Source organism: Rhizobium sp. 007, from assembly GCF_015353075.1.
Classification (GTDB): Bacteria; Pseudomonadota; Alphaproteobacteria; order Rhizobiales; family Rhizobiaceae; genus Rhizobium.
The window spans coordinates 3,463,902-3,490,000 of sequence record NZ_CP064187.1; the positions used below are offsets into that span (position 1 = coordinate 3,463,902).

General features: G+C 59.1%; 24 protein-coding genes, 1 tRNA gene and 2 rRNA genes. 10 read left to right on the forward strand and 17 right to left on the reverse strand.

Annotated features, from left to right (window positions below):
* Positions 1–84: 84 nt before the first annotated feature.
* On the forward strand, positions 85–3,129 hold the full coding sequence (locus ISN39_RS16940; RefSeq protein ID WP_348651972.1) for a PAS domain S-box protein: 3,045 nt from the start codon (positions 85–87) through the stop codon (positions 3,127–3,129).
* A gap of 67 nt (positions 3,130–3,196) precedes the next feature.
* On the opposite strand, the gene ISN39_RS16945 is transcribed toward ISN39_RS16940, so the two are convergent.
* Positions 3,197–3,589: a response regulator gene (locus tag ISN39_RS16945; RefSeq protein WP_074069787.1), complete on the reverse strand. Its 393-nt coding sequence runs from the start codon at positions 3,587–3,589 to the stop codon at positions 3,197–3,199.
* Positions 3,590–4,030: 441 nt separating this feature from the next.
* Here ISN39_RS16945 and ISN39_RS16950 point away from each other — a divergent pair, with 441 nt between their 5' ends.
* The gene (locus tag ISN39_RS16950) at positions 4,031–4,666 is read left to right on the forward strand and encodes a response regulator transcription factor (RefSeq protein WP_074070446.1); all 636 of its coding nucleotides are present in this window, start codon (positions 4,031–4,033) and stop codon (positions 4,664–4,666) included.
* Positions 4,667–4,720: 54 nt separating this feature from the next.
* Here ISN39_RS16950 and ISN39_RS16955 read toward each other — a convergent pair whose 3' ends face one another.
* The 6 genes from ISN39_RS16955 to ISN39_RS16980 all read right to left on the reverse strand — a co-directional run bounded on the left by ISN39_RS16955 (position 4,721) and on the right by ISN39_RS16980 (position 10,129).
* Positions 4,721–5,050, reverse strand: a complete 330-nt coding sequence (locus ISN39_RS16955) for a hypothetical protein (RefSeq protein WP_194728282.1) — start codon at positions 5,048–5,050, stop codon at positions 4,721–4,723.
* Positions 5,051–5,061: 11 nt separating this feature from the next.
* On the reverse strand, positions 5,062–5,382 hold the full coding sequence (locus ISN39_RS16960; protein WP_194728283.1) for a hypothetical protein: 321 nt from the start codon (positions 5,380–5,382) through the stop codon (positions 5,062–5,064).
* Positions 5,383–5,719: 337 nt separating this feature from the next.
* Positions 5,720–7,000, reverse strand: a complete 1,281-nt coding sequence (gene otnK, locus ISN39_RS16965) for a 3-oxo-tetronate kinase (RefSeq protein ID WP_194728284.1) — start codon at positions 6,998–7,000, stop codon at positions 5,720–5,722.
* A gap of 3 nt (positions 7,001–7,003) precedes the next feature.
* Complete coding sequence (otnI, locus tag ISN39_RS16970) at positions 7,004–7,780, reverse strand: 2-oxo-tetronate isomerase (RefSeq protein ID WP_194728285.1); 777 nt, start codon at positions 7,778–7,780, stop codon at positions 7,004–7,006.
* An 11-nt stretch (positions 7,781–7,791) separates the two neighbouring features.
* A complete protein-coding gene (ltnD, locus tag ISN39_RS16975; RefSeq protein WP_074069792.1) occupies positions 7,792–8,727 on the reverse strand; it encodes an L-threonate dehydrogenase in 936 nt (311 codons plus the stop codon).
* 85 nt (positions 8,728–8,812) lie between these two features.
* Positions 8,813–10,129, reverse strand: a complete 1,317-nt coding sequence (locus ISN39_RS16980; protein WP_194728286.1) for an MFS transporter — start codon at positions 10,127–10,129, stop codon at positions 8,813–8,815.
* A gap of 226 nt (positions 10,130–10,355) precedes the next feature.
* Between ISN39_RS16980 and ISN39_RS16985 the strand changes: the two genes are divergently transcribed.
* Complete coding sequence (locus ISN39_RS16985; protein ID WP_194730244.1) at positions 10,356–11,354, forward strand: LacI family DNA-binding transcriptional regulator; 999 nt, start codon at positions 10,356–10,358, stop codon at positions 11,352–11,354.
* Between the two features lie 594 nt (positions 11,355–11,948).
* Here ISN39_RS16985 and ISN39_RS16990 read toward each other — a convergent pair.
* Entirely contained in the window at positions 11,949–13,106 is a 1,158-nt protein-coding gene (locus tag ISN39_RS16990) for a DUF6880 family protein (protein ID WP_194728287.1), read from the reverse strand.
* Positions 13,054–13,389: a DUF6880 family protein gene (locus tag ISN39_RS16995; RefSeq protein ID WP_348651973.1), complete on the reverse strand. Its 336-nt coding sequence runs from the start codon at positions 13,387–13,389 to the stop codon at positions 13,054–13,056. The genes ISN39_RS16990 and ISN39_RS16995 overlap by 53 nt, the downstream gene beginning before the upstream one ends.
* A gap of 268 nt (positions 13,390–13,657) precedes the next feature.
* On the opposite strand from ISN39_RS16995, the gene ISN39_RS37910 reads away from it, so the two are divergent.
* The gene (locus ISN39_RS37910) at positions 13,658–14,740 is read left to right on the forward strand and encodes a recombinase family protein (protein ID WP_348651960.1); all 1,083 of its coding nucleotides are present in this window, start codon (positions 13,658–13,660) and stop codon (positions 14,738–14,740) included.
* Here ISN39_RS37910 and ISN39_RS17005 read toward each other — a convergent pair.
* Both ISN39_RS17005 and ISN39_RS17010 read right to left on the reverse strand, forming a co-directional pair.
* Positions 14,646–14,900 (reverse strand): toxin-antitoxin system HicB family antitoxin, encoded by a 255-nt coding sequence (locus ISN39_RS17005; RefSeq protein WP_194728289.1) that lies wholly within the window; start codon positions 14,898–14,900, stop codon positions 14,646–14,648. The genes ISN39_RS37910 and ISN39_RS17005 overlap by 95 nt on opposite strands.
* Entirely contained in the window at positions 14,897–15,316 is a 420-nt protein-coding gene (locus ISN39_RS17010) for a putative toxin-antitoxin system toxin component, PIN family (RefSeq protein ID WP_194728290.1), read from the reverse strand. The genes ISN39_RS17005 and ISN39_RS17010 overlap by 4 nt, the downstream gene beginning before the upstream one ends.
* Before the next feature lie 36 nt (positions 15,317–15,352).
* On the opposite strand from ISN39_RS17010, the gene ISN39_RS17015 reads away from it, so the two are divergent.
* The 5 genes from ISN39_RS17015 to ISN39_RS17035 all read left to right on the forward strand — a co-directional run bounded on the left by ISN39_RS17015 (position 15,353) and on the right by ISN39_RS17035 (position 19,106).
* On the forward strand, positions 15,353–15,895 hold the full coding sequence (locus tag ISN39_RS17015) for a tyrosine-type recombinase/integrase (protein ID WP_246763246.1): 543 nt from the start codon (positions 15,353–15,355) through the stop codon (positions 15,893–15,895).
* A 148-nt stretch (positions 15,896–16,043) separates the two neighbouring features.
* Positions 16,044–16,241 (forward strand): type II toxin-antitoxin system ParD family antitoxin, encoded by a 198-nt coding sequence (locus ISN39_RS17020; RefSeq protein WP_194728291.1) that lies wholly within the window; start codon positions 16,044–16,046, stop codon positions 16,239–16,241.
* A complete protein-coding gene (locus ISN39_RS17025; RefSeq protein ID WP_194728292.1) occupies positions 16,231–17,286 on the forward strand; it encodes an HWE histidine kinase domain-containing protein in 1,056 nt (351 codons plus the stop codon). The genes ISN39_RS17020 and ISN39_RS17025 overlap by 11 nt, the downstream gene beginning before the upstream one ends.
* Positions 17,283–18,656 carry an HWE histidine kinase domain-containing protein gene (locus ISN39_RS17030; RefSeq protein WP_194728293.1) on the forward strand — a complete coding sequence of 458 codons (1,374 nt, stop codon included), beginning with the start codon at positions 17,283–17,285 and terminating at the stop codon, positions 18,654–18,656. Before ISN39_RS17025 ends, ISN39_RS17030 begins: the two co-directional genes overlap by 4 nt.
* Before the next feature lie 246 nt (positions 18,657–18,902).
* The gene (locus ISN39_RS17035; protein WP_194728294.1) at positions 18,903–19,106 is read left to right on the forward strand and encodes a hypothetical protein; all 204 of its coding nucleotides are present in this window, start codon (positions 18,903–18,905) and stop codon (positions 19,104–19,106) included.
* Here the strand turns inward: ISN39_RS17035 and ISN39_RS17040 are convergent.
* From ISN39_RS17040 to tnpB, 3 genes are read right to left on the reverse strand one after another with little or no spacing between them, the layout of a single operon-like run.
* Positions 19,087–19,359, reverse strand: a complete 273-nt coding sequence (locus ISN39_RS17040; RefSeq protein ID WP_194727744.1) for a hypothetical protein — start codon at positions 19,357–19,359, stop codon at positions 19,087–19,089. The genes ISN39_RS17035 and ISN39_RS17040 overlap by 20 nt on opposite strands.
* A 19-nt stretch (positions 19,360–19,378) precedes the next feature.
* The gene (locus ISN39_RS17045; RefSeq protein ID WP_194727743.1) at positions 19,379–21,016 is read right to left on the reverse strand and encodes an IS66 family transposase; all 1,638 of its coding nucleotides are present in this window, start codon (positions 21,014–21,016) and stop codon (positions 19,379–19,381) included.
* Positions 21,017–21,061: 45 nt separating this feature from the next.
* Positions 21,062–21,409 (reverse strand): IS66 family insertion sequence element accessory protein TnpB, encoded by a 348-nt coding sequence (gene tnpB, locus ISN39_RS17050; protein WP_194727742.1) that lies wholly within the window; start codon positions 21,407–21,409, stop codon positions 21,062–21,064.
* A gap of 96 nt (positions 21,410–21,505) precedes the next feature.
* Between tnpB and ISN39_RS36465 the strand changes: the two genes are divergently transcribed.
* A complete protein-coding gene (locus tag ISN39_RS36465; RefSeq protein WP_246763247.1) occupies positions 21,506–22,015 on the forward strand; it encodes a hypothetical protein in 510 nt (169 codons plus the stop codon).
* Positions 22,016–22,179: 164 nt separating this feature from the next.
* Here ISN39_RS36465 and ISN39_RS17065 read toward each other — a convergent pair.
* The 3 genes from ISN39_RS17065 to ISN39_RS17075 all read right to left on the reverse strand — a co-directional run bounded on the left by ISN39_RS17065 (position 22,180) and on the right by ISN39_RS17075 (position 25,557).
* A tRNA-Met gene (locus ISN39_RS17065) sits at positions 22,180–22,256 on the reverse strand.
* Positions 22,257–22,366: 110 nt separating this feature from the next.
* Positions 22,367–22,481, reverse strand: a 5S ribosomal RNA gene (gene rrf, locus ISN39_RS17070).
* A 131-nt stretch (positions 22,482–22,612) separates the two neighbouring features.
* Positions 22,613–25,557: ribosomal RNA gene (locus ISN39_RS17075) — 23S ribosomal RNA — on the reverse strand.
* Positions 25,558–26,099: the final 542 nt, after the last annotated feature.

Here is a 26,099-nt window from a genome sequence, read left to right on the forward strand (position 1 = left end):
CTCGCCGTCGCCGGCGTCGTTCTCGTTTTAAGTCTAGTCCTGGCCGGTCTATGGATCTGGACGGGAAACGTCATCGTCTCGATCATGTCCGAGCGCCTGATCCGAGAGGTGACGCATGCTGTGCATCGCGACGTCGGTCATTTGGTGCGGGGCGCCGACAAAGCGGTTTCCCGGTTGGCCAATGGTCTTGTTCGTCACGACCTATCGCCCGGCGACCCAGATGCTGTCGCACAGGAGCTCCATGCATTGCTGGCCGAGGAACCCGATGTCGACTGGATGTTTTTCGGCAACGAGGCCGGCGGGATGGTTTCGGTCGGGCGATTGGCAGATTCAAGCGTCGTGTTTCTGATCACCGATAAATTTCGCGCAGGCGTCGTGCGCGAGTTCGAAGCACTGCCAAGCGGCAGGATCGGCCGATTGCGGAAGTCGGAAGGCGCGATCGATGCACGCCGGAGGATTTGGTACGCGCAGGCCAAGGAGACGGGCAAGCGATACTGGACCGAGCCCTATCTCGGTGTGGCCGAGCCGATCTTGGGCATCTCGCTCTCCGTCCCGGTCTTCAACAAGAACCGCAACTTCGTCGGGGTGTGCGGGATCGATCTCATCCTCACTCAGCTTTCCAGGTTCTTGCAGACGCTCGAAATCGGCGACAACGGCAGGGCCTTCATCATCGATGCCACCGGACATTTGATTGGCGCGTCGGGAGGAGTATCACCCGTCACCATCGGCGCCGACGGCGGGCACCTGCGCCTGCAGGCATCAGAGGCGACCGATCCCATCGTTCGCGAAACCGCCCGCTACCTTCGTCGGTACCCTGGCATCGCCGGGTCCTCGTCACCCGGACCGCACGTGTTTTCCTTCAGTGACCCCGAGGGCGGCAGGATCTATGCGGCGGTCGATCGCGCCGCTGTCCCCGGCGCACTTAACTGGACCATCATCTCAGCGGTGCCAGCTTCGGATTTCCTGATGCCTGTATATCGTGCGGCCTATCTCTCGATAGGCGTCGGAACGGTCATCGTCGCTGTCTTCGGGGTCCTCGGACTAGGGCTGGTCGGTCGCACGTTGCGGCCGCTGACTGCCTTGACGCAGGCGGCGCACGCGATTGCAAACGGCGAATGGCGAGACGTGCCCAAGGTTCGTCGAAACGATGAGGTCGGCCTGCTTGCCCAGGCGTTCGCTCTCATGACCTTCCGTCTCAAGGAGACATTGGAGGGCCTGCGTCGAAGCGAGGCCAACTTCGCAGAAGCGCAACACGTTGCCCATGTCGGCTATTGGGAACGTGACCTCGGCACAGACTGTCTTACCTGGTCAGACGAGACATACCGCATCTTTGGGCTGACGCCGCGCGCAGACACGGTGGTCAGTCTTGCCGAAGCGGTTGAGCGGATCCATCCAGAGGATCGGTCGAGCTGGAGCAAGGCCGCGGCAGAGGCCGTGCGTGGCGAATCTCGCTACGACTTGGAGTACCGCATCGTCCGGCCCAGCGGCGAGCTGCGCATCGTTCACAGCCAGGGCGATCTAACAAGGGACGCGTCGGGACGGCCGCACAGCATGTTTGGTACGATCCAGGACGTTACCGAGCGCAAGCGGGTGGAAGAAGCGCTGCGGGACAGCGAGGAGCAGTGGAGAGCCGTATTCGAGAACAATCCGACGATGTACTTCATGGTGGACGCGAGTGGCACCGTCGTGTCTGTGAATCCCTTTGGGGCGGAGCAGCTTGGGTACACCGTCGACGAACTGATCAACCGACCCGTACAGGACATCTTTCACGAGGCAGACCGAGAAACCGTCCAGAGGCATGCGGCCGCCTGTCTCGAACATCTCGGCCGAGCCATGAGCTGGGAACTGCGCAAGATACGCAAGGACGGCTCGATGCTCTGGGTCCGCGAGACGGCCCGAGCGATGGTGATCAAGAAGCGACCTGTCATCCTGATCGTGTGCGAGGACATCACCGAGCGCAAGCGCGCCGAAGAGGCCGCCCGGCGGAGTGAAGAAGAGCTTCGCGAGGTCATCGAGACAGTTCCGGCGATGGTGTGGACCGCCTTGCCCGACGGCCGTGTCGATTTCATCAATCGGCGTTGGCAGGAGTTCACAGGCTTGTCCCTGGACGCAACGGCAAGAGCGAGCGGGGGCGCTGAAGCCCGATTTCACCCCGACGACCTTGAGCAGTATATGTCCCGGTGGCGTGCCTCCTTGACCACGGGCCACCCGTTCGAGGTTGAGGTGCGGATCCGTCGGGCGGCCGACGGCGAATATCGCTGGTGGTTTGAAAATGCCGTGCCGCTGCACGATGAGCACGGAAACATTCTCAAATGGTATGGGTTTCTCGTCGACATTGATGATCGCAAGCGGGCCGAGGAGGCCCTGCAGAAGGCGCAGGCCGAGCTCGCGCATGTCGCGCGCGTGACGACGATGGGCGCCCTGACCTCCTCCATCGCCCACGAGGTTAACCAGCCGCTCGCCGCCGTGGTCGCCAACGCCAACGCCGCCCTGCATTGGCTCGCCAGCCAGCCCCCCAACCTCGACGAGGCGCGGGAGACGGTGACGCGCATCGTCCGTGACGGGCACCGGGCCGGCGAAGTCATCGGCCGAGTGCGCGCGCTCCTGAAGAAGACAGCCACTGTCACGGCGCAGGTGGACCTGAACGGCCTCGTCGAAGATTCGGTAGCCCTCGTCCAAGGTGAGGTACGCCGCCATCGGATCCTGCTACGGACCGAGTTGGCTAACGACCTCCCGCGCGTTGCGGGCGACCGGGTGCAGTTGCAGCAGGTAATCCTAAACCTGGTGATGAACGGCGTCGAGGCGATGAAGACGATCGCGGACCGGCCACGCAAGCTGCTGATCAGGTCCCTACTCGACGCATCCGGGGCCGTGCTGGTCGAAGTGCAGGACACCGGCGTCGGATTGGAACCGCAGAGTGTGGAGCGGGTGTTCGAGGCGTTTTACACGACGAAGGCAGAGGGTCTCGGCATGGGCTTGGCCATCTGCCGGTCGATCATCGAGGCGCACGGGGGGCGGCTGTGGGCCAGGCCGAATGAGCCTTGGGGAGCTGTGTTTCAATTCACCCTGCCTTCAGCCCCGGACGAGAGCGCTCCTGGCGAGCACCCCGGCCTAACGCCGGCAGTGTGAGGTGGCGGGTCCTGGCGACACCTCATGCATCACCTTCGACGTGCAGCCTGGCGTCTGCAGCCCCTCATCAATCATTGTCGCCGTCGCTACCGCGCGCTAGCGCAGAACGGATGCACTTCAGCAGATCCTGCTCGCCAAACGGCTTTGCCAGATAGCCGACAATGTCCGGACCCAACCCACGCGCGTGCACATTCTCGTTCGGATAGGCTGTGATCAGAACGGTCGGAATGCTCTCGCCCAACGCAACGAGGCTGCGGTGCAGATCAAGCCCACTCATTCCGGGCATATGGATGTCCGTTACCAGGCAGGCCGTGCGGTTTAGATGGGGGAATTTCAAGAAATCATCGGCGGATGAAAAAGCCTCGGCATCAAATCCCAGCGACCTCATGAGTCCCTTGGTGGCCTCGCGCATCGACTGGTCATCATCGACGATCGCAATTAGAGGCTTCTTCGTTGGCACTGCTGCCTCCAAATTCGCGATAGGCGTTATTGCAGAAATCTAGGTGTGGTCGCGGCTGTAAGATACATCAGCCTGCAGGGGCCACAAAGGCATAGGGAGCTATACGATGGTATAGATTGTTTACGACTTGTCGTCGCGAAGAGCCGATCTCGCCAGGATGAGTTTTTGGTCCAGCTGGCTGCCGGCTTGGCGTGCGGGCGATGGCAGGAGGTGCAACGCCTTAGCCGGCAGCCCGATCCCATCATAACTGGCCTTGTGGCTGAGGGAATTAGGGCGCATTCTGATGTGCGAGAAAGCTTCGGTTCGGCACCGGCTGAGGAGAGAGGGGAGTGTTCTCATTGCGGCATCGCCACTCTGTCGGTTGGGCTCGCCCCGATGCCGCAGCAGCGGGTGCAGACACCGCGTGTCCGCAAGAGCCGGCTCCCCCTGAGGTGCGCTGACATGAGGGAGGTGCCAGCAACCGCCATCGTCATCGATGATGATCCGGCGATCCGCGAGGCGCTTGGCAGCCTGCTGCGATCCGTCGGTTTTGACGTGAAACTCCTTGCCTCTGTGGACGACTTCCTCAAGTCTGGACGACCCAACGGGCCGACCTGCCTCGTGCTGGATGTTCGGCTGCCGGGACAAAGCGGTCTTGAATTTCAACGAGAGTTATCGCGGAGAAATATTCAGCTGCCGATCGTCTTCATCACCGGGCATGGCGACATTCCCATGTCCGTCCAGGCGATGAAAGGGGGCGCGATTGAGTTCCTGACGAAACCGTTCCGCGAGCAGGATCTACTCGACGCCGTTCACGTCGGCCTGGCGCGCGACCGCGCTTGGATTGAGAATGAAAAAGCGTTGGCGAAGTTGCGTGCGAGTTTTGATAGCCTGACCCCGCGGGAGCGCGAGGTGATGGCTATGGTGGTGATTGGACGGCTTAATAAACAGATCGCCGCCGATCTGGGCGTGAGCGAAATTACCGTAAAGGTTCATCGCAGCCAGGTCATGCAGAAGATGCGTGCCAAGTCCTTGCCCGAACTCGCCCTCATGGCGGACAAGCTGAAGCTCGAGCCAGGAAAGCCGCAAGGCTCTTAGGTCCGCCCGGCCAATCCTCCCGACAAAAGAGTCCTTGGAGGGCACCGCTTGACCTTAATGTATCGTCACGGAATGCTGCGAAAGGCAAAGCTCCTCAAAGTCCTCTACAAGGCGGACAAGCCCGAGCGAGTAGCACAAAAGACCGAACCGCGTCCCAGTCGCGTACAGGGTAAATGCAGATGTCCGGGATTGCAAAGCTTGCCCCCCGAGAGGCGCGATTGTTTCGCGCGGCATGACGGAAAACCTCATCAAATGCGCTTCAGGGTCCAAATTCGGCACTGATGGATAGTCTCGCGGCATCTGGATCGGATAACCTGATGCTATCGTCCAGCCTTCTGACATGCGCTGCAGATCGATTTCGATGCGGTTGAGGTCTTGTGTCATGGTGACAATCCTTAAAAGGAGCGCGGAGGAACGAACAGGCAAATGGTGCGACCCGTGGGCTCGCCGGCCACCGTGCATTGGTGAAACTGCCCGTCCGGACTGTTCTTGATGCGAGTATCCAGTGGCGTTATGAGCTCCCCAGTGAGCTTGATGACATATCCGCGGGGGCCTTCGAGGACCCCTTGATCGTGGATCTCGCGGCAATCCATCCCGCTGCAGCACGAAAACGGATATTTCCATCCGTGCGGCTGTGCCGCCGTTGGCGTCGCATCATGCGCCACTGCCGGAGCAGCGATCACGACTGCAAAGAAAATAGCTGCTGCCTTGCTCATGATCCGCACCTCGATGGTGAACTGAACCAGCTTCGGTTCCGAAGCTTGCCATTCGAAAGATTGAGCCGCTGTGAAATAACGTTTCCGTCTTTTCGGGCGGCTCCGCCTCCCCGATGTGCCGCCCCTCCATTCATGGCGCTTTGGGAAACGGCCCCGGGGGAGAATGTACACTGACGATAGCAGCACGTTGTCGGACCTGCCTATTGATCAGGAGGAAGGATCAGATACCAACGAGGAAGGGATGACTTATACGAGGGTCTAAGTGCGCTTTTACGCGGGACTAGATAGTACCCCCCAAGAACCGACGTCGATGGAAGTCCTCGACCCGATGACCAAGTCAGCGCATCATTGCTAGCGCAGCCGTGAAGAAATCCTCGCCTCCGAAGTTTCCGGATTTCAGGGCCAGAAGCATGTCGCCCTGCTTATTGCCGACCGTTCGCAGCACCGGTACACCAGGCCCGATTTCCAGGCCGATCAGAAATGCTGGAATGGCGAGCCTGTCGACCGCTGCGCCGGAGGTTTCGCCGCCGGCGATCACCAGGCGCCGCACGCCTCTTGTCACAAGTTCCTCGGCAATGATCGACGTCGCGGTTTCGATCGCGTGGCCCGAGGCGTCCCGTCCGTATTGCGATTGCAGCCGGGAAACGGTTTCCGGCGACGCGCTCGCTGCGACGACGACGGGGCCGGCGGAAATGCGCTCTCCAGCCCAGGAAATCGCGGCGGAAATCTCCTCGGGGCCGGCAAGCAGTTTTTCCGGATCGAGCCGCAGAACGGGCAACGACCGTTCGGCGACGTCTAGCTGCCGGAGCGTCGCGCTGGAGCAGCTGCCGGCAACGATCGCGGCAAGCCCGCCCACGGGGCGCATGGCGTCAGCAGTTGCTACGGTCGTGGAAGATACCCGGCCTGAGCGCGTAAGGGCGCGGGCGAGACCAAGACCGAGGCCCGATGCGCCGGTAGACACCGGTGTTTGGAGCGCCACCTCGCCGAGCGTTTCAAGATCGTGTTCGAAGATCGCATCCGCGATCGCGGCGGTCGCGCCCGCGGCGCGCAGAGCCTCAAGCCGCGCCTTTACCGCACCGGCTCCGGCCGAGACCGTTGCCAGATCGACGATATCGACCGCACCGCGCGACTGCCGGGCCATGACGCGCACCAAATTGGCATCATGCATTGGATTGAGGGGGTGATCCTTTAGCGGGCTTTCGTTCAGCGGTTGCCCGCCGACAAAGAGGTGACCGAGATAGACGGTGCGTCCAGTTTCCGGAAAGGCGGGCGTAACCAGCACCGTGCCGCCGCCGGCAGCATTGTTCAGCGCCTCCGTCACCGGACCGATATTGCCGGCATCGGTCGAATCGAAGGTCGAGCAAACCTTGTAAAGCACATGGGCCGCCCCGCGCTTGCGCAGCCATCGTTCGGCCTCCGTCGCCGCAGCCACGGCGTCAGCGGCCGCGACGGAGCGAATTTTCATGGAGACGACGACTGCGTCGACATCCGGCAGCACCAGCGACGGGTCGGGAATGCCGACGGTCTGCACGGTGCGAAGACCGTTCTTCGTTAGCGTGTTGGCAAGGTCTGACGCGCCGGTGTAATCGTCGGCGATCGATCCGAGCAGGATGGTCATCCGCTAGCTCCTTGCAAAAGGTCTGAACCAGTCGAGGCCGTCCAGCGTCTGGCCCCGGGGGATATATTCGCAGCCTACAAAGCCGCCGTAACCGAGCCGGTCAATTTCCTCGAACAAATAGGGATAGTTTAGCTCCTCCCCGTCCGGCTCATTGCGCGACGGCACGCTAGCAACCTGGATATGGCCGGTCATCGGCAGCAGCCGGCGCAACCCCATGACCACGTCGCCATGCAGGATCTGGCGGTGATAGACGTCGAACTGAAGCTTTAGATTGGGCAGGCCGAGGTCGGTGATGAACCGCTCAGCGGCACCGAAATCATTGAGGAAATATCCCGGCATGTTTCGTCCGTTGATGGGCTCAATCAACAGATCGATACCGCTCTCTCCGAGCCGCGCCGCAGTGTAGGCCACGGAATGCCGATAGCAGGTTGCGGCCTCTGTATCAGAGGGCTCGACAAGCCCTGCCATCAAATGCAGCCGCTTTGCGCCGGTCGCCGCCGCATAGTCCAGTGCCCGTTCCACGTCAGACTTCAATTCGTCGAACCGCCCAGGAAGAGCTGCGATACCACGCTCGCCCGCTATCCAATCACCCGGCGGCAGATTGAACAGTGCCTGCCGCAGGTTGTTGCGGGTTAGCCGTTCGGCGATCGCTTCCGGCGGGGCTTCATAGGGAAAAAGATATTCGACGGCGGCAAATCCGGCATCCGCTGCAGCATTGAAGCGATCGAGGAACGACCATTCGTTAAACATCATCGTCAGGTTGGCCGCGAAAATGGGCATACCTACCTCCTTTATCGCGACTCTTTGACTGTGCCAGGCAATTTCGCACCTGAGAGCTGGGCATAGAGCCGGGCGAGCGAGGAATCGTCGTCACGGCCCATACCGGCGCCTGAAGCGGCAAGGTACATCTGCAAGGCGGCCGCCACCAACGGTACCGGATAACGCTCCGAACGCGCCATGTCTTGAACGATGCCGAGATCCTTGACGAAAATCTCGATGGCGCTGAGCGGCGTATAATCTCCCGCCAGCACATGCGGGATCCGGTTTTCGAACATCCACGAATTGCCGGCCGACGCCGTGATCACCTCGTAGACCTTATCGAGATCGAGGCCTTGCTTGGCAGCGAAGGCGATCGCTTCGCAGGCAGCTGCGATGTGCACGCCGGCAAGGAGTTGGTTGATCATCTTGAAGGCTGCCCCTGTGCCAGCCGCATCGCCAAGTTCATAGACCTTGGCGGCCATGGCATCGAGGGCCGGGCGAGCCGCTTCGAAGGCAAGCCTGGAGCCGGACGCCATGATCGTCAGCTCGCCGCTCGACGCTTTTGCCGCGCCGCCGGAAATTGGCGCGTCGAGGTAGTGTAGGCCGATGGCTTCCACCTGGTGTGCCAGGTCTCGCGCGACGGCAGGATCCATTGTCGCCGAAGAAATGAATACCGCTCCTGGTTTCATTAGGCTTGCGACACCTTCGGCACCAAACAATAGGGCCGCGGTCTGCGCGCCGTTTACGACGACTGAAACGATGATGTCAGCGCCCCGAACCGCGTCGGCGGGCGTGGCTGCGCCACGCCCGCCATCCGCGACGAAGCGATCGATGGCGGCAGGAGCGATGTCATAGCCGACGACGTCGAGGCCCGCGCGCTTCATCGACCGGGCCATGCCGGCCCCCATGGAGCCGAGGCCGATCACGGCAGCGACCGTCTGTCCCAGATTTTCAGCATGCGATGCCATGACGATATTCTCCAGGTTTTTGAAAATCTAGCAGGCCCGCCCCCCTTCGAGCCGTAGATCTCCGGAGGGCGGCAGCTTGGAAGGTTTAGCGATTGACGGTTTTTCCGGGAACCGCCAGCACGGCCAGCGAGCCGACGACGAGCGCTGCGGCCAGGAAATACATGCCCGTGCTGTTGCTGCCGGTGAGGTCCTTCAGATAACCCACCAGAAACGGCCCGAGAAATCCGGCGAGATTTCCGACCGAATTGATCCAGGCAATGCCGGCGGCCGCACCCGTACCGACGAGAAAAGCCGTCGGAAGGGACCAGAAGAGGGGTGCGCAACTGATGGCGCCTGCGGTGGCGAGCGAGAGGCAGGCAATGGCGACTGTCGTGCTTGCAGCCGTCGTTGCTGCGACAAAACCGCCGGCCGCAATGAGGGCGGGAATGACGAGGTGCCACCGCCGTTCGCGCAACCTGTCGGAGGAGCGTCCGAGCGCCAGCATGACAACGAAAGCGCAGATGTAGGGGATCGCGGAAATCAGGCCGATATTCAGATTTCCGGTTACGCCCGAGGCCTTCACAATGGACGGCATCCAGAAATTCAGTCCGTACTGCCCGAGCACGAAGCAGAAATAGATAAGGCACATCAGCCAGACGCGGCGATCCGTCAGTGTTTCGGCAATGCTGTGGGGGCTCGAGACCTTGGCTCGGTTCTCCGCTTCGATATTGGCCGTCAGCACCGCCTTTTCGTCTTCGTCCAGCCATTTGGCGGCACGGATCGTATCATCGAGGTAGAAGTACGTGGCGACGCCGAAAAGGATGGCCGGAATGGCTTCGATGAGGAACATCCATTGCCAGCCGGAAAGACCGTGCGTTCCGTGGAAGCTGTCCATCAGCAGGCCCGAAAGCGGATTACCGAAGATGGCGGATATCGGGATCGCGGACATGAACGTGGTAATGATCTTGGCGCGGCGGTGCGCCGGATACCACGACGTCAGGTACAAGATTATGCCGGGGAAAAATCCCGCCTCGGCAACGCCCAGAAGGAAACGCAGGATATAGAAGACGGTTTCCGACGAGGTGAACATGAAAGCGGCGGAAACGAGGCCCCAGGTGACCATGATACGGGCCATCCACACCCGCGCGCCAACCTTGTTCATGATGACGTTGCTGGGCACTTCAAATAGAAAATACCCGATGAAGAAAATGCCTGCGCCGATGCCATAGGCCGCTTCCGACAGGCCGAGTTCACTCGCCATCTGGAGCTTCGCGAAGCCGACATTGACGCGGTCGAGATACGCGACCACGTAGCACAGCATCAAAAAAGGGACGATTCGCCAGAATACCTTGCCATATGCACGATCCTCCACCGCCTGTGCGGGGTACACGCCATCGACTGGCGCCTGCGTTTGCAGCGTCATGATTTCCTCCAAGGGTTTACCGCAAATCTCCTTCCGCGGTACGCCGGCCGATGTTGGCAGCGCTGCCATTTTATTTAGACCATATTGGCAGCGCTGCCAATAGGCAAATTGGCAGCGCTGCCAAAAAGGAACTTGCTTCTTGGTGAAAGCGGTGAAAAATGGTGGCACGGTGGATTCTCATCGCCCGCCACTGAGGCAGCCGCCAGGGTTGGATTCAAGCATGACCGTGGAATTCAAACATCAGGCTACAGTGACGCTTGCCGAGGTCGCAGAAGCGGCCGGGGTCGGCGAGAGCACTGTATCACGCGTGCTGCGCAACCACGGTTCCTTTTCCGACAAGACGCGGGATCGGGTCATGGCAGCGGTCGAGCGGCTGGGTTATGTACCGAACCGGATCGCGGGAACTCTCGCCTCCACCGGTTCGCGTCTTGTTGCCTTCGTCGTCCCATCGCTTTCAAACATCGTCTTCCCCGACGTCCTGAGAGGCGCCAGCACCATTCTGGAGGAAAACCGATACCAGGCGGTTTTCTCCGTCAGCGACTATGATCCGGAGAAGGAGGAAGCCCTGACCGCCGCGATGCTCTCCTGGCGGCCGGCGGCAGTCATGGTGGCGGGATACGAGCACACTGACGGCACCGTAAAGAGATTGCGCGCGAGCGGTTGCCGGATCGTGGAACTGCTCGATCTGGACGGTGATGCTCTCGACATGGCGGTCGGTTTTTCCAACCGTGCTGCCGGACGGGAAAGTGCTGCTTTCCTGCTAAAGCGGGGCTATCGCCACATCGGCTATGTCGGTCACGACCTGAACCGCGATACCCGCGCCGGCAAGCGGTTTTCCGGCTTCTGCGAAGCGCTCGCCGCTAGCGATGCGACCCTCGCCGATCGCGAAATTCTCGCGGGGGGATCATCCGTGGAGAACGGCAGACTGGGGCTGGAACGCTTGCTCGCCCGGACCGCAGATCTCGATGCGGTGTATTTTTCGAACGACGACATGGCGCTTGGTGGTTATTTTCATTGTCTCGCAAGGGGAATATCGATCCCCTCGCAGCTTGCCATTTTCGGCTATAACGGTCTCGATATCGGCCGGGCAACGCCGCAACCGCTCTCGACCATCCGCACCCCGCGCGTTGAGACCGGAAAGGTGGCCGCACAGCTTGTCGTCAATAATGCGCCATCCCAGGTCGTCGATCTCGGATTTGAGCTGATCGAAGGGGCAACCGCCTGACTTGACGTCTGGCGGGCAAAATATACGTCGGTGCTTCTGGCCTATGACTAGACACGGTAGCAGACATAGAACTTCACAAACCTGATCTAATTCCTGGAATCGCTTAGTCACGGATAAACCGCTGACCTGCGATCGCTAGACGGGGTGTATGGGTGAATGCATCGCTGACCGGGGATTTATGCTTTTTATGCTAGCTTTTGCTTGAGGGAATTCCGAACGCAAAAAGGGCTCCGAGTTTCCTCGAAGCCCATTGAATTTGTCGTAAGCTTTGGTTGCGGGGGCTCACAACCAACGATTCCTGCGATTGGCCGAGCGCCGCATACCGAAGCTGGCACTTTAGACATGGTGTAGGTCGAGAAATGGAGTTCCGCGCCGGGCTTCTTTCCGGCAATTCCACGTACCAGGATTGCGGGCCGCCGTCGGAGCGGTCGACCAGCGATAGCCGCGCGCCTTTTAGTGCTCACCCTCGCGAATGGGCTCCTTTCTTCACGGCACAAGCTGTAAGCCAAGTCCACCTTCGGCCATGGCGAAGCGGCCGGACGCAAGGATAACTCCTGTTGAAGTGCAGTCTTGTGAACAGGAGCAATGAGAACTTCAGTTTCGTTTCACGAGCGCCCAGAAGCCGGATTTTCGACCATGGGACTTTTGCAGACCGGCACTATAATAAGTATGGGAACATATCCCGCTGACGGTAGTGGCCTCGGCGTCTGAACTGGCGGCAAGCGCATCCAGTTTCTTTAGATAACGCGCCGCATGTGGATAGGCCTTCGAGCGAGTGCGAGAGAGAATATCGTTGAGAAGCGCGCGATAGAGGACGACGGCGGCCAGAGGGTGATCGTGCTGCAGGGCGTCGGCCACCGGCGGTAGCATGTAATACTGTCCTCCATCCCATTCATTTCGGCGTTCGATCACCAGTTTCGCGGCGAGGTCGAGCCTCGGCCACTCCACCAGAAACGCCAGCGCCCGATAGATATGTTTCGACGCGAGAACAAGGGCGAAAGCCCGGTCGAGCGCCGAGAACTCCTCGAAGTCCGGCAGGGCGGCGATATATTCCCGCAACGTACCGGCATTCAGCGATGTCTCGAACGCCGACCATCGCAGCGTTTGGGCCGCATCCTTTTCGCCAATCGCTTCCAGTATCCTCGCCTCAAGGCTCACCCGCTCCGATGAGGTCGCCTCTTGCGGCATCATGCCGTCTGCCAGGTCGGACGCCGACACATATTTCAGTCCACCGGTTTTCTCACGTCGAACCCACCCGAACGCTTCTTGCGCCCTGCCCGCCTCCAGCAGGTGTTCCGCCATGCCGATCGTATCCTGCAAGTTCGGATGCTTCTTTTCCTCAAGAGCGATCAACCCGTCCAGATCGCCGAGCACGTGAGCAATGAGTTGCCTTATATCCCGGTATTGCGAGGCGTTCGAGAAGACATAGCGGTCTTTCGATTTCGCATCCTTCGCTTCCTGCTCCTGTTGAAGGACTGCCAGATCGGCATCCCACTTGCGCAAGACCTCCTTCGGCTGATGGTCTACCACCTCATGCGCCACATCGACCAGATAGCCGTGGCTGCTGTCACCCAGCGCCTCCACGATTCTCTCCGGCAGCAGACCGATCTCTTCTTCCAGCTTCGGTGTCAATTGGCCGAGCTCCGCGATCGCCTGATGATAGACGTCCTGCACATGGCCGTAGGAATCGTCGATCCGCTCAAACACCCGTTCGTGCGTGGCGATGAACCGTAACAGTCGGTCGATGGCCATGGCGGGTGACGCTTCCACCCAGTTCGCCCGAGATGGTTACAACCGTCGCCGCCAGATCGTCGCGAAAAGTTCGCGCCTTGTCCCAGTCGATGAAGCCCCGCGCCCTTTCCAGTCCACCGAGCCTGCGATCCACGAGTTTCGCAATCGCCTCCGGACCCTTCCGGGCGGCAAGCGCGGCCGACACCAGTTTGCGGAACGAGGCGTCGCGTTCAGCCTCATCCAGCACCAGCCGTGCAAGCTTTTCGCTCCAAGCTCTGTTAGCGTATCGATGGAAATTGCAGATTTACGCGCCATGGGAGATGGGTTCCGGCAAATCGGACATCAATGTCAGTCGTCTTCTGCCAGATGGTACGCTGTCGGAGCAAGCGAGAATGGAAACCGGATCATTTTCGGCATGGCTTTCTCGGCACGTTGACGCTGTATATCCGCAAGCGCGAACCGCTCGCGCATTTCGCAGGCTATTTCGCTATGCTATCGCCACCGATGTCGCGCAACACCCTTCTGTTGCACGCCTGGCTACTCCGAACGCCGCCGGATATTCCCAACTTCGCATGTGCCGGCTTCATGCCGAGAAGCAGGGCTGGCGCGTTATCGAGGAATATACCGATCACGCGATCTCCGGCGCCTCCCTTCTCCGTCCTGGTATCCAGGCGCTGATCGCAGACTCCACACGCAGCCGCTTCGACCTGATCCTCGCCGAGGCAATGGACCGGCTGTCGCGCAACCAGGAGGATATTGCCGGCCTGTTCAAACGCATGTCCTATTCCGACGTAAAGATCTTCACCCTGTCCGAAGGCGAGGTCTCGCATCTGCGTGTCGCCCTGAATGGGACGATGAACGCGCTGTTCCTCAAGGATCTGGCCGACAAGACGCGCCGCGGCCAATGCGGCTGCGTCGAAGCGGGCAAGTCCGGCAGGGGCAATTCCTACGGCTACGATGTGGTCAAGAAGTTCGATGGCGATGGCGAGCCGATCCGCGGCCGGACCATCAACGAAGCCCACGCCGAAGTCGTCCGCCGCATCTTCCGCGACTATGCCGCCGGCAAGTCGGCCAAGATCATCGCCTTCGCTCTCAACAAGGAAGGCATCCCCGCCCCGACCGGCCGTGATTGGGGCTTCAGCACCATCAACGACAAGCCCCGCGACGCAAGCACGGCGGCGCGGATTTCGGTGACCGGATCATGCGGCCGACGCAGCTTAATAACGGGCATAAAGGGCGGCACCGGTCATTTTCAAGCTTCTCCTCTCATTCGGCAATGCACCGGTCTGCCAGCAGTTGCGCCGGGCCGTTGCGGCTGGCGCGGGGCTGCCAGCGCACGCCCCGCCTTTCCTGCTTCAGAAGCCTTCGCCGGTACGAAACCGACCGGTCAAGGCTGGTGCGCAGCACCACCGCGAAGCGGCGTGGTCTTGAGGGGGCGGATTCGTACCGGCCCAATCCAGCAAGCCAAAAAAGGCTTTAACTGCACACATTCCGGCTTATTAATTATGCACCCCACCATCGGAACATACCTACGCAGACTCATTCCGGTAGCTCATCGTATCAAATGGTGTCCTCCGGCAGCGGCGGCACATCCGGCGCTTTGTCCAGCAAGCTTGTCAGAGCACCACGCTTCATCGTGCCTGCACGCGCCTTGAGGAATTCGCTCGCCGTCTCCACGGCCCCGATCTTCTGTGCGACCGCCGAAACGATCCACTGATTGAGCGACACGCCGTCCTCCATGGCGAGACGTGCCGCCGTCTCCTTGAGCGACTGCGGCAGTTGCAGCGGATATTTGTAGCGTTGGGCCTGCGTCATGTGTTCAGTCTCCTGACGATCTCTCCCGGTGTTATCACGGTGACGCCCAGCCCGAGCGCCGGGCGGAAATCCTTGACATTATGCGTCACGATGGCCTCGGCCTGTCCGTTCAAAGCAACCTCAAGCACCATTTCATCTGCGACATCGGCCAGCATCGGGCGCGTTCGAAACGAAATATCGACGCCCTCAGAAATGGCGGCAAGCGCGCTCATCACCGAAGCGACATCCTCAAGGCTGTGGCCAGTCGCCTGCCGGGTTCCCAGTCGACTCAGCACAGCCTCATACTCCAGAAACAGCGCTGTCGAACAAAGTGGTGTCACCAGTCCTTGATCAGCGAAACGCAGAAGCAAGTTGCTCGCTCCATTGCGGCTGCGAAACGCCGCCACGATCACATTGATATCCAGAACAAGTCGCATGACAGGCAATTTATAGACATCTCATAGGATGTCAATGTGTTGCATGATGGTCCCCGTTATACATCGTCATCCGCCGCGCTTCTGTCCGATTATCGTTGGTGCCATGTTCACCGGCGCGGCGCGGCGAAGTGCTGGGCGCGCGTTGGGATCAATTCGATCTCGATGCCGCCGTTTGGATCAAGCCTGCGGCCACCACGAAACAGCGCCGCCTGCATCGCGCGCCGATCAGCGCTGCTGCGCCCGATCCGGCTTCGAGTGCCGGAAGATTGCGAATGGGTGTTTCCGCGCCACGCTGAGGGCAAACCGCTTCAGGACATCAAGCGGTTCTGGAAAGATGTCCGGGCGAAGGCCGAACTGCCCGCAGTCCGCATCCACGATCTTCGCCACACGTTCGCGTCGTTGCTCGTCTCGGGCGGCATGACGCTGCCGATGATCGGCAAGCTCCTCGGTCACACACAGGTGCAAACCACCCAGCGTTATGCCCACTTGCTCGATGATCCGCTGCGCGCCGGGCTTGAACAGGTCGGGGATACGCTGCGGGCGAAGCCGAGGCTGGTTCAGGCCGAAGCGGCGGCATAAGGGCCGAAAATTACTAAGCCGTCGGCCGTCCCTGAAAGCACGTCCCTATAGGGCATCCCCCTGCGCTGAGGGTGACCGAAACTACCTCTCGGAACAAACAGCGTGTGGCAACGTTTGACACACAGCCGCCCGCGACGTGGGACTTTCTATGACCGTGCGGCAGACTAGAAATGTTTCCCTGACTCCGGAATTGGAGCGCTTTGTCATGTCAATGTTGGCACATGGCCGTTACCGCAGCGCCAGCGAGGTAATCCGTGCAGCTTTGCGACTGCTCGAAAAGTCCGAGTCGGGGCCAGAGGCTGTCCAACGTTTGAATACTGGAAGCGCGGGCCATCGTGCAAGATGAGCCCGACAGATCTGGCAGCCAGAAAGCCGCCGAGGCCGAGGTTGAGGGATTCAAGCAGGAGCTTGGACCGTTTGTCGTTGCCGCTGAAACAACTCGAATGGCAATGGTATTTACCGACGCAAAGAAAGATGACCAGCCAATCATATTCGCGAACGACAGCTTTCTCTCCCTGACCGGCTTCACTCGAAATAATGTTTTGGGAGAGACCTTCAGGTCTCTCCTTGCTCCGAACTCCGATACACGCGCTCTGGAGCAGTTGGGTTCTGCATTTGAGGGCGCATCGGACGGCGATGCGGAACTAGGGCTCAAACGCCACGATGGAAGCATTATTCCGACATCCGTCTTTGTAAGCCCGGTTCGGGACGAGCGCGGGGAGATCAACCAAAATTTCGTATCGTTCGTTGACCTGACGAAGCACCGGCAAGAACAGGAGCATCTTCGCTTTCTTCTCGACGAACTAAACCATCGGACGCAAAACACGCTCGCAACCGTACTGGCGATCATAGGTCAAACCTTGCGGGGGATGGCCGATGATGACGTCATCGCCAAACTCGAGAAGCGGGTGTTGGCCCTCTCCGAAGTCAATAGCCTGCTCGGTGACGAGAACTGGGATCGAGTGGGTCTTCGCGATGTCCTCGACCGAATTTTAGAGCCCTTCCGCTTCAACAAAGGGCACAACTCCCGGTTCGCCTTAAGGGGCGAAAATGTTCGACTGCGGCCCAAAGCTGCCCTAACTTTCGCAATGGTTTTCCATGAATTGGCGACCAACGCGGTCCAATATGGCGCACTATCGGAACGGGATGCAGGGCTCGTCGAGGTTGAGTGGAGCGTCGAACCGTTGCAAGGAGGTCAGCTCCGTCTGTGCTGGCGGGAGTCGGGCGGTCCACCGGTAGCGGCGCCTCAGTACAAGGGATTTGGATCGCGCTTGATCGAGCGCGGGTTGGCGCAGGAACTGAACGGAAGCGTTCATCTCTCCTTCGATCATTCGGGCTTGATTTGTGAAATCAAAATGCCTGCGCAAGGCGATACTCCGGTGCCGTCGTGAGCGCCCTGGAATCCGCTCGGCGCATCCTCGTTGTCGAGGACGAGGTCATGGTTGCATGGGCGCTCGAAGATATGCTGACCGGTTTGGGCTACAGTGTAGTTGGACCCGCCGCACGGGTCGACCAGGCGCTGAGCTTGATCGAAAACGGTTTTGTCGATGCTGCCGTGCTCGACATCAACCTCGATGGCGAGAAAAGCTATCCCATAGCCGACGCGCTCGCGGCTCGCGGAGTGCCGTTCGTTTTCTCAACTGGCTATAACAAGCAACGGGTTCACAAGGACTATCTAGCCTACACAACCTTGCAGAAGCCATTCGAGGGTTCGACTTTGGGCAAAGCGTTAACAGAACTGTTGGTTCCGGGGACGACGACACCATCTACGCAGCACCATGATACCGCAGTATGGGATGCCCATCGCCTTCGTATAGCGACCGACGCCGCAGGCGTGGCCCTCTGGTCGTGGAATGTTGATACTGACCAGATTTCAATGGACGAGCGCGCGCACGAGTTATGGGGTGTGCCCAGCGGCATCGTCACTTTCAGAGACCTTTCGGCCCGTATCCACCCGGAGGACCTCGACCGAGTGAGGGCCGCGTTCTCCGCTACTCGGGACATTCTGGGTGGTTACGAAGTCGATTTCAGAATTTTGCACGGCTCGGATGTTCGGTGGATTTCCGCCCGGGGGAGAGGGGATGATCAAGGCATCGTAGGTCGCGTGATGTTTGGCGTCTTCCTGAACGTGACAGAACGCAAAATGGCTGAGGAAGCACGCGAGATGATCGCGGGTGAGATGGGGCATCGAGTCAAGAACTTGTTTGCAATAGCGTCGGCGCTTACCGGAATCTCAGCACGCACGTCGAAAACGACGAGCGAGATGGCGGGGGATCTGACGCTGCGATTGACTGCCTTGAGCCGCGCGCACGACCTTGTCCGTCCTGTCCTCAGCGAACCCAAGAAGGCAGCTCTGCTGGGCGATCTCCTCGCAGTGCTTCTTGATCCCTACACAGGTGATGGACCGCTCAACGCGCGTGTCAAAGTTTCCGTGCCGGAACTGCTGGTCGGAGAAGCCTCGGCGACAACGCTGGCGCTGGTTGTTCATGAGTTGGCGACGAACTCGATTAAATATGGTGCGCTGTCAAAGTCATCCGGCACACTTGACGTTTCGTGCCAAGCCGATGACAGGGACGTGGTGATTGTATGGAAGGAGGAAGGTGGCCCCGCTGTCGTAGCTCCCACGGGGCCCGCAGGGTTCGGAAGCCAGCTGATCGCGAAAAGCATGGCAGGTCAGTTAGGGGGCACCATCGCATTTGACTGGCCCCAAAGCGGCGTCGTTGTTACGCTGCACGTAAGTAAAGCCCGACTAAACGGCTAGTGGGTTTTTGAGCTCACTCGCACCTTAGTTCCTTCCATATCGCCGACACTTTCCGCCGCACTGTCCGCTCGTCGGGCGGCGGGAAATCCTCCCGACCGGCGAACCAATCCATCATATCGCGTACTAGTTCGCCCTAGCTCGCCGGCATGCCGTGATCGTGGACGCGCCGGGCGATCGCGCCGGCGAAGGCGTCCCAATCGTGCTTGGGCGGCGCGCCCGGCCCGGCTGGGCGTTTGGTCGGGTTCGATGTCGGCGCAGACGCTGAACACCCGTTTCTATCGCGAACTGGCCAACTGGTTTTTCTGGTCGACGAAAATCGTCGAGTTTCCGGCCGCGGTTCGGGCGCGCGAGAACGAGGCAACCGACAAGGCGAAGAAGGAAGCCTTCGAGGCGCAGAACCAGAGTACCCGTCCGGTGAAGGCCGCAGCAGCTACGGCTCCGGCGGTTTGATAGCGGCAGGCTTGGGTGGAGCGTCACCCATTTCTCTACGTACATTGACGATGTGCTGAAGATTATCGATTCCGTCTTCAGTGAAGACGACGATGGTTTCGCTCAGTTCAGATGCCGGATAGGTGTCGTAGGCACTCAAGCGTCCATCTTCTGAGAACATCTCGATAGAGCAATCGTGGAGAAAGTCCTCGTCCTCGTCGAGCATCTCAGCCACATATTTAAGGGTGTAGAGCGTGGTGTTGCGGTATCCCATCGCCGATCCAGTCCTTTGATCACGCCGCCTTTTCGGCAATCGCCCCCACGGCCGACCAATTCCAAGGGAGCAGTTGCTCCAACTTAGTGATGGGGGTGTCGGCGATGCGGGCGAGCACGTCGGCGAGCCAAGCTTGCGGATCAATGTCGTTGAGCTTGGCTGTCATGATCAGCGTCGCCATGAAGGCGGCGCGATCCGCACCCCGGTCAGAGCCTGCAAAGAGCCACGCTTTTCTGCCGAGAGCAAAGCCACGCAGGGCCCGCTCAGCAGCATTGTTGCTGAGGCAGATGCGGCCGTCGTTGAGGAAGGACGTGAAGCCCTCCCAACGCTTCAGCATGTAATCGATGGGCTCGGTGACCGGTGAGCTGCGCGACAGCTTTGTTCGTTCAGAACGAAGCCATTCCTCAAGCTCGTCGACGAGAGGACGACTGTCTTGTTGCCGTCGTGCCAGTCGTTCACCGGCAGATAAGCCATTGATCTCGCGCTCGATGTCGAACAGCATGTCGATGCGGCTGACCGCTTCGAGCGCAGCCGGCGAGATCGTTGCTGCGTTCTTTCCCCGTTTCGCATTAGTGGCAATGTCGGCAAGCACAAAAAACTTGCGACGGGCATGCGCCCAACACAGCGCCTGCGTCAGCGGACCTGGATTGCGATCCACTTTGAACAGGGGATTGTAGCCGCCGTATGCGTCTGCCTGCAGAATGCCGGTGAAGGTCTTGAGATGCCTCTCGGGATGCTCCTGGCGACGATCTCGCGAGGCATAGTAGAGGGCTGCCGGTGGCGATGTTCCGCCGAACGGCCGGTCATCCCTGACATAGGTCCATATGCGGCCAGTTTCGGTCTTTCCCGTCGCCAGGATCGGCACCGTGGTGTCATCGCCGTGCAGCCGCTCGGCAGCCAGCACATGTGCCTCGATCAATCCATGCACTGGCTTCAAGACCGCGGCGCAAGCGCCAACCTGGTCGGCAAGCGTCGACAGGCTGAGATCGATGCCCTCGCGGGCATAGCGCTCACTTTGCCGGTTCAGCGGCTGATGCTGACCGAACTTCTCAAACAGGATCATCGCCAGCAGGTTTGGCCCGGCAAAGCCACGCGACGTCACATGGAAGGGCGCAGGCGGCTGAGTAATCTTCTCGCATTCGCGGCAGGAGAATTTCTCGCGCACCGTCTGGATCACCTTCCACTGGCGCGGGATTACCTCCAGCGTCTCAGTGATGTCCTCGCCCAGTTTCGCCAGCCTGGCCGAGCCACAGCACGGGCAATTTGTCGGCGCGGCAATGACGACGCGCTCGCGCGGCAGATGCTCGGGAAACGGTTTGCGCGATGGACGCTTGCGCTCGAAGGCCCTGACTGTCGATGATCGTGCCGCCATCTCTGCCGCCAGTTCGTCTTGGCTGGCGTCGGCTTCCAGCTCTTCGAGCTGCAATTCCATCTGTTCGAGAAGCCGGGCCTTCCGCTCCGAGCGGCTGCCATGGATGTCGCGCTTGAGCTTCTCGATCTCCAGTCTCAGCCGGGCGATCAGCGCATCGGAATGCGAGTTCACAGCTTGCGCACGAGCAGCAACGGCCTCGGCTTCACGACGGGCGGCACGTTCCGCGAGGATCATCGCGTGAGCGCTGGCAAGGTCGTCGGGAAGCTGATCGGCCGCGTCGGTCATGACGAGATGGAATCATATTCGCTCCCGTCATGCCAGCGGTTTTGCTCATCCAGCCGACGTCGGCCGCCAGGTTTTTTGCGGCATCCGCCAATCGATGCCTTCGAGCAAATAACCGAGCTGCGCCGGCGTAATCACCAGCGTGCCATCGGCCGCCGACGGCCATAAGAAGCGACCCCGTTCCAGCTTCTTGGTGAACAGGCAGGCACCCTGGCCATCATGCCAGATCACCTTGATCAATCCACCCTGACGTCCGCGGAAGCAGAACAAATGGCCGCTGTGAGGATCGCGCTTCAACGTCTCCTGCACCATCAGGGCAAGGCCGGGAAAACCCTTTCGCATGTCCGTGTAACCTGTTGCCAGCCAGACCTTCACGCCGCTCGGAACCGGGATCATCGCCGCTCCAGGATATCGAGGATCCGAACCAGGGCTTCGGTGTCAATGTCACTCTCGACGCGAAGGCGCCGGCTGCGGCCAAGCTCGATCGTCACGATGCTCGTCTTCTTGCGCGACCGTGCAGGCGGGGCCGTTTCCACCGCATCAGGCGCTGGCAAGCTCGCGACAACTTCGACAGGGATAAACCGTGAGATTGAGGGCGCCGATACCTGGCACAGTTCCTTTCGCCAGCGGAACAACTGGCCGGAATGGATACCAGCAGATCGCGCGATCTCCGACACGCTGGCTCCTGGCTCAAACGTTGCCGCGACCAGCCGCTCTTTATCCTCCCGAGACCAGCGCCGACGTCGCTCGACCGATGTGATAACCTCAACAAGCTGCTTTGTCATAAGACTATCCCTAGTGCTTGCACTAGGACTTGCAGTCTTCAGCCCTCTTCAGCAAGGCGGCCGTCACCGTGGGGATACGAACCAGATCGCCGTCATCCGGCTGCTCACCCGGCTGATCTTCGTCTGGTTTATCAAGGAAAAAGGCCTCGTGCCCGAAGCCTTGTTTGATCCGACCGAACAAGGCGCTCCGGAATTAATCACCAAATTAATTCCGTAACTTCGCCGCTTTGCACCCGTCAGAAAAGAAACATTCACCGGACGCTTACGGAACGGCTGCGCGCCGGCGAACTTGAGACGGAGGCCAAAAAGAAAAAGCTCCTCGACGCGTATGCGGAGGAGCTTCTATGAAGCGACTTGAAGGGCAGAATATTCAAGTCTCATTGGTTGCGGGGGCAGGATTTGAACCTGCGGCCTTCAGGTTATGAGCCTGACGAGCTACCGGGCTGCTCCACCCCGCGTTATTGTTTTTTTGAGCGGAACGGACCGCTGTTGTTGCGGCCGGTTTATATCGGCTTATTGCCGTTGTTTTGTTTTGAGAAGATTGTGATTTTGTTGTTGCGTTTTGCAGACCTGGCGGCGACCGACTCTCCCGCGTCTTGAGACGAAGTACCATGGGCGCTGGGGCGTTTCACGGCCGTGTTCGGAAAGGGAACGGGTGCAGCCACCCCGCCATAACCACCAGGTCAGCGAAGCGCAACGATTTGAGAAGCTGGTGAAGTTTTCACTTCGTTTTGTTGAACACGTCATTGGCGGGGAAGCGCTTGTATGCTGCTTCTTATCGCCTGGCTCATTTTGATGAGCATTGTCAATGAGAACGATCAAGCCGATCGAGCTATTAGTACCGGTAAGCTTCATGCATTGCTGCACTTCCACACCCGGCCTATCAACGTGGTCGTCTTCCACGGCTCTGATAGGGAACACTCGTTTTCAGGTGGGTTTCCCGCTTAGATGCCTTCAGCGGTTATCCCTTCCATATGTAGCTACCCTGCTATGCCCTTGGCAGGACAACAGGTCCACCAGAGATATGTCCATCCCGGTCCTCTCGTACTAGGGACAGATCCTGTCAATATTCCTACACCCACGGCAGATAGGGACCGAACTGTCTCACGACGTTCTGAACCCAGCTCACGTACCGCTTTAATTGGCGAACAGCCAAACCCTTGGGACCTGCTCCAGCCCCAGGATGCGATGAGCCGACATCGAGGTGCCAAACAACCCCGTCGATATGGACTCTTGGGGGTCATCAGCCTGTTATCCCCGGCGTACCTTTTATCCGTTGAGCGATGGCCCTTCCACGCGGGACCACCGGATCACTATGACCGACTTTCGTCTCTGCTCGACTTGTCAGTCTCGCAGTCAGGCGGGCTTATGCCATTGCACTCGACGACCGATTTCCGACCGGTCTGAGCCCACCATCGCGCGCCTCCGTTACTCTTTCGGAGGCGACCGCCCCAGTCAAACTACCCACCATACACTGTCCCGGATCCGGATAACGGACCGCGGTTAGACATCCATGACGATAAGGGTGGTATTTCAAGGATGGCTCCACGGAAACTGGCGTCCCCGCTTCAAAGCCTACCACCTATCCTACACATGCCGACACGAATGCCAGTGTAAAGCTATAGTAAAGGTGCACGGGGTCTTTCCGTCTGACCGCAGGAACCCCGCATCTTCACGGGGAATTCAATTTCACTGAGTCTATGTTGGAGACAGCGGGGAAGTCGTTACGCCATTCGTGCAGGTCGGAACTTACCCGACAAGGAATTTCGCTACCTTAGGACCGTTATAGTTACGGCCGCCGTTTACTGGGGCTTCAGTTCAAAGCTTGCACCTCTCCCTTTAACCTTCCAGCACCGGGCAGGCGTCAGACCCTATACGTCGTATTGCTACTTCGCAGAGCCCTGTGTTTTTGATAAACAGTCGCTACCCCCTGGTCTGTGCCACCCCATCCTGGTTGCCCAAAATGGGGTCACGCTTCTTCCGAAGTTACGCGTGCAATTTGCCGAGTTCCTTCAACATAGTTCTCTCAAGCGCCTTGGTATACTCTACCTGACCACCTGTGTCGGTTTCGGGTACGGTCTATACGGTGGAGCTGTTTCCTGGAACCGCGTCCCTGCAAGATCAATCCAATAAGACCTTACAAGTTGAGCAATCCGTCACTACCACCAGGCCCACGAATATTAACGTGGTTCCCATCGACTACGCGTGTCCGCCTCGTCTTAGGGGCCGGCTAACCCTGCTCAGATTAACTTTAAGCAGGAACCCTTGGTCTTTCGGCGAGAGGGTCTCTCACCCTCTTTATCGTTACTCATGTCAACATTCGCACTTCCGATACCTCCAGGATGTCTCACGACTGTCCCTTCACAGGCTTACGGAACGCTCCGCTACCACGTGTATTGCTACACATCCTCAGCTTCGGTGCATGGCTTCAGCCCCGTTACATTTTCGGCGCAAAGACCCTTATTTAGACCAGTGAGCTGTTACGCTTTCTTTAAATGATGGCTGCTTCTAAGCCAACATCCTGGTTGTTTTGGGATCCTCACATCCTTTCCCACTTAGCCATGACTTGGGGACCTTAGCTGGAGGTCAGGGTTGTTGCCCTTTTCACGACGGACGTTAGCACCCGCCGTGTGTCTGCCGAGTAGTACTCCCCGGTATTCGGAGTTTGGTTAGGATCAGTAAGACGGTGAGTCCCCATAGCCCATCCAGTGCTCTACCCCCGGGGGTATTCGCTCGACGCTCTACCTAAATAGATTTCGCGGAGAACCAGCTATTTCCGAGTTTGATTGGCCTTTCACCCCTAGCCACAAGTCATCCCAATCTATTGCAACAGATGCGGGTTCGGTCCTCCAGTTGGTGTTACCCAACCTTCAACCTGCTCATGGCTAGATCACTCGGTTTCGGGTCTAATGCAACAAACTCAATCGCCCTATTCAGACTCGCTTTCGCTACGCCTACACCTACCGGCTTAAGCTTGCTTGTTACACTAAGTCGTTGACCCATTATACAAAAGGTACGCCGTCACCCTTTCAGGCTCCGACTGTTTGTAGGCATCCGGTTTCAGGTTCTATTTCACTCCCCTTGTCGGGGTGCTTTTCACCTTTCCCTCACGGTACTTGTTCGCTATCGGTCATGCACGAGTACTTAGGCTTGGAGAGTGGTCTCCCCATGTTCAGACAGGATTTCTCGTGTCCCGCCCTACTCTAGGACAATGAGTGTTCTACGCGTACGGGGCTGTCACCCGCTACGGCCCAACTTTCCAGATGGTTCCGCTTTATTCCTCATTGCCACTGGCCTGGTCCGCGTTCGCTCGCCACTACTTGCGGAGTCTCGGTTGATGTCCTTTCCTGCAGGTACTTAGATGTTTCAGTTCCCTGCGTTCGCTTCTTACCCCTACCCCTATTCGAAGGTAAGATACCTTATTAACGATACTTGGAAACCTGTTTGGTTCTCACTCACGCTTGTTCCGCACATTCCGTGCGGCGCTGCGTGGGCGCGCCGGACGACCGGCGACGCGCTCCGCGCTGTATTGGGAAGTTCCCATACAGGCCACAGGCCGTCGGCGATCGTTCGCCGTAACGTCGGATCGAAGATCCGACAACAAAACAGATTTCCCAAGTATCTAAGGTGGGTTGCCCCATTCGGAGATCCATGGATCAAAGCTCATTCGCAGCTCCCCACGGCTTATCGCAGCGTATCACGTCCTTCATCGCCTGTGCATGCCAAGGCATCCACCAAATGCCCTTACGACACTTAATCGTTCTCATTGCCAATGCTCATCATTTACTGGATCAGGATCCCGACAACCTTGCGATTGCCGTGCCAGCCAGAGACCAGGTTACCTTTTACAACCCGGACAATTCATGATGCCATCGACGTGTTCGACAGATCTGCTTTATTGGAGCTACGCCGAGCAGCTCGCTTCACAGTCTGTCTTAAGACCAGCTTCTCGAGATCAAATCCGGTGGCGCGCGGTCAGGCAACGCCAATCCAGCACCGTCGGTCAGATGAAAGCCAAAGCCTTCAAACAACAACAATGCCTCGGGACAAGCTTCCTTCCTACCTCCGGCTCCTCTTTCGTTTCCGGTCGGCTAGACCATCAACGACATCATGGGAACCGGCTTCGGACGCCCTGGGCCAAAACCCAAAACACCTGGAAGCCTCCAGATCAATCTTCTCTTCACGATATATGCAGAACAGGCATCGTCATAAACGATGCAAACTTTGTTTTTCTTCAGAAGACAATGCTTGTCGCTCACGCGCCGAAGGCGCTCCGCTAGGGCGCCAAACGATTGGCGACG

Bases quoted from the DNA above. Each gene is read 5' to 3' on its own strand.
- ISN39_RS16940 (WP_348651972.1), top strand. From the start codon at position 85: ATGTCCGAGCGCCTGATCCGAGAGGTGACGCATGCTGTGCATCGCGAC.
- ISN39_RS16950 (WP_074070446.1), top strand. From the start codon at position 4,031: ATGAGGGAGGTGCCAGCAACCGCCATCGTCATCGATGATGATCCGGCG.
- ISN39_RS16955 (WP_194728282.1), bottom strand. From the start codon at position 5,050: ATGACACAAGACCTCAACCGCATCGAAATCGATCTGCAGCGCATGTCA.
- ISN39_RS16960 (WP_194728283.1), bottom strand. From the start codon at position 5,382: ATGAGCAAGGCAGCAGCTATTTTCTTTGCAGTCGTGATCGCTGCTCCG.
- otnK (WP_194728284.1), bottom strand. From the start codon at position 7,000: ATGACCATCCTGCTCGGATCGATCGCCGACGATTACACCGGCGCGTCA.
- otnI (WP_194728285.1), bottom strand. From the start codon at position 7,780: ATGCCCATTTTCGCGGCCAACCTGACGATGATGTTTAACGAATGGTCG.
- ltnD (WP_074069792.1), bottom strand. From the start codon at position 8,727: ATGGCATCGCATGCTGAAAATCTGGGACAGACGGTCGCTGCCGTGATC.
- ISN39_RS16980 (WP_194728286.1), bottom strand. From the start codon at position 10,129: ATGACGCTGCAAACGCAGGCGCCAGTCGATGGCGTGTACCCCGCACAG.
- ISN39_RS16990 (WP_194728287.1), bottom strand. From the start codon at position 13,106: ATGGCCATCGACCGACTGTTACGGTTCATCGCCACGCACGAACGGGTG.
- ISN39_RS37910 (WP_348651960.1), top strand. From the start codon at position 13,658: ATGTGCCGGCTTCATGCCGAGAAGCAGGGCTGGCGCGTTATCGAGGAA.
- ISN39_RS17005 (WP_194728289.1), bottom strand. From the start codon at position 14,900: ATGACGCAGGCCCAACGCTACAAATATCCGCTGCAACTGCCGCAGTCG.
- ISN39_RS17010 (WP_194728290.1), bottom strand. From the start codon at position 15,316: ATGCGACTTGTTCTGGATATCAATGTGATCGTGGCGGCGTTTCGCAGC.
- ISN39_RS17020 (WP_194728291.1), top strand. From the start codon at position 16,044: ATGACCGTGCGGCAGACTAGAAATGTTTCCCTGACTCCGGAATTGGAG.
- ISN39_RS17035 (WP_194728294.1), top strand. From the start codon at position 18,903: ATGTCGGCGCAGACGCTGAACACCCGTTTCTATCGCGAACTGGCCAAC.
- ISN39_RS17040 (WP_194727744.1), bottom strand. From the start codon at position 19,359: ATGGGATACCGCAACACCACGCTCTACACCCTTAAATATGTGGCTGAG.
- ISN39_RS17045 (WP_194727743.1), bottom strand. From the start codon at position 21,016: ATGACCGACGCGGCCGATCAGCTTCCCGACGACCTTGCCAGCGCTCAC.
- tnpB (WP_194727742.1), bottom strand. From the start codon at position 21,409: ATGATCCCGGTTCCGAGCGGCGTGAAGGTCTGGCTGGCAACAGGTTAC.
- ISN39_RS36465 (WP_246763247.1), top strand. From the start codon at position 21,506: ATGCTCGTCTTCTTGCGCGACCGTGCAGGCGGGGCCGTTTCCACCGCA.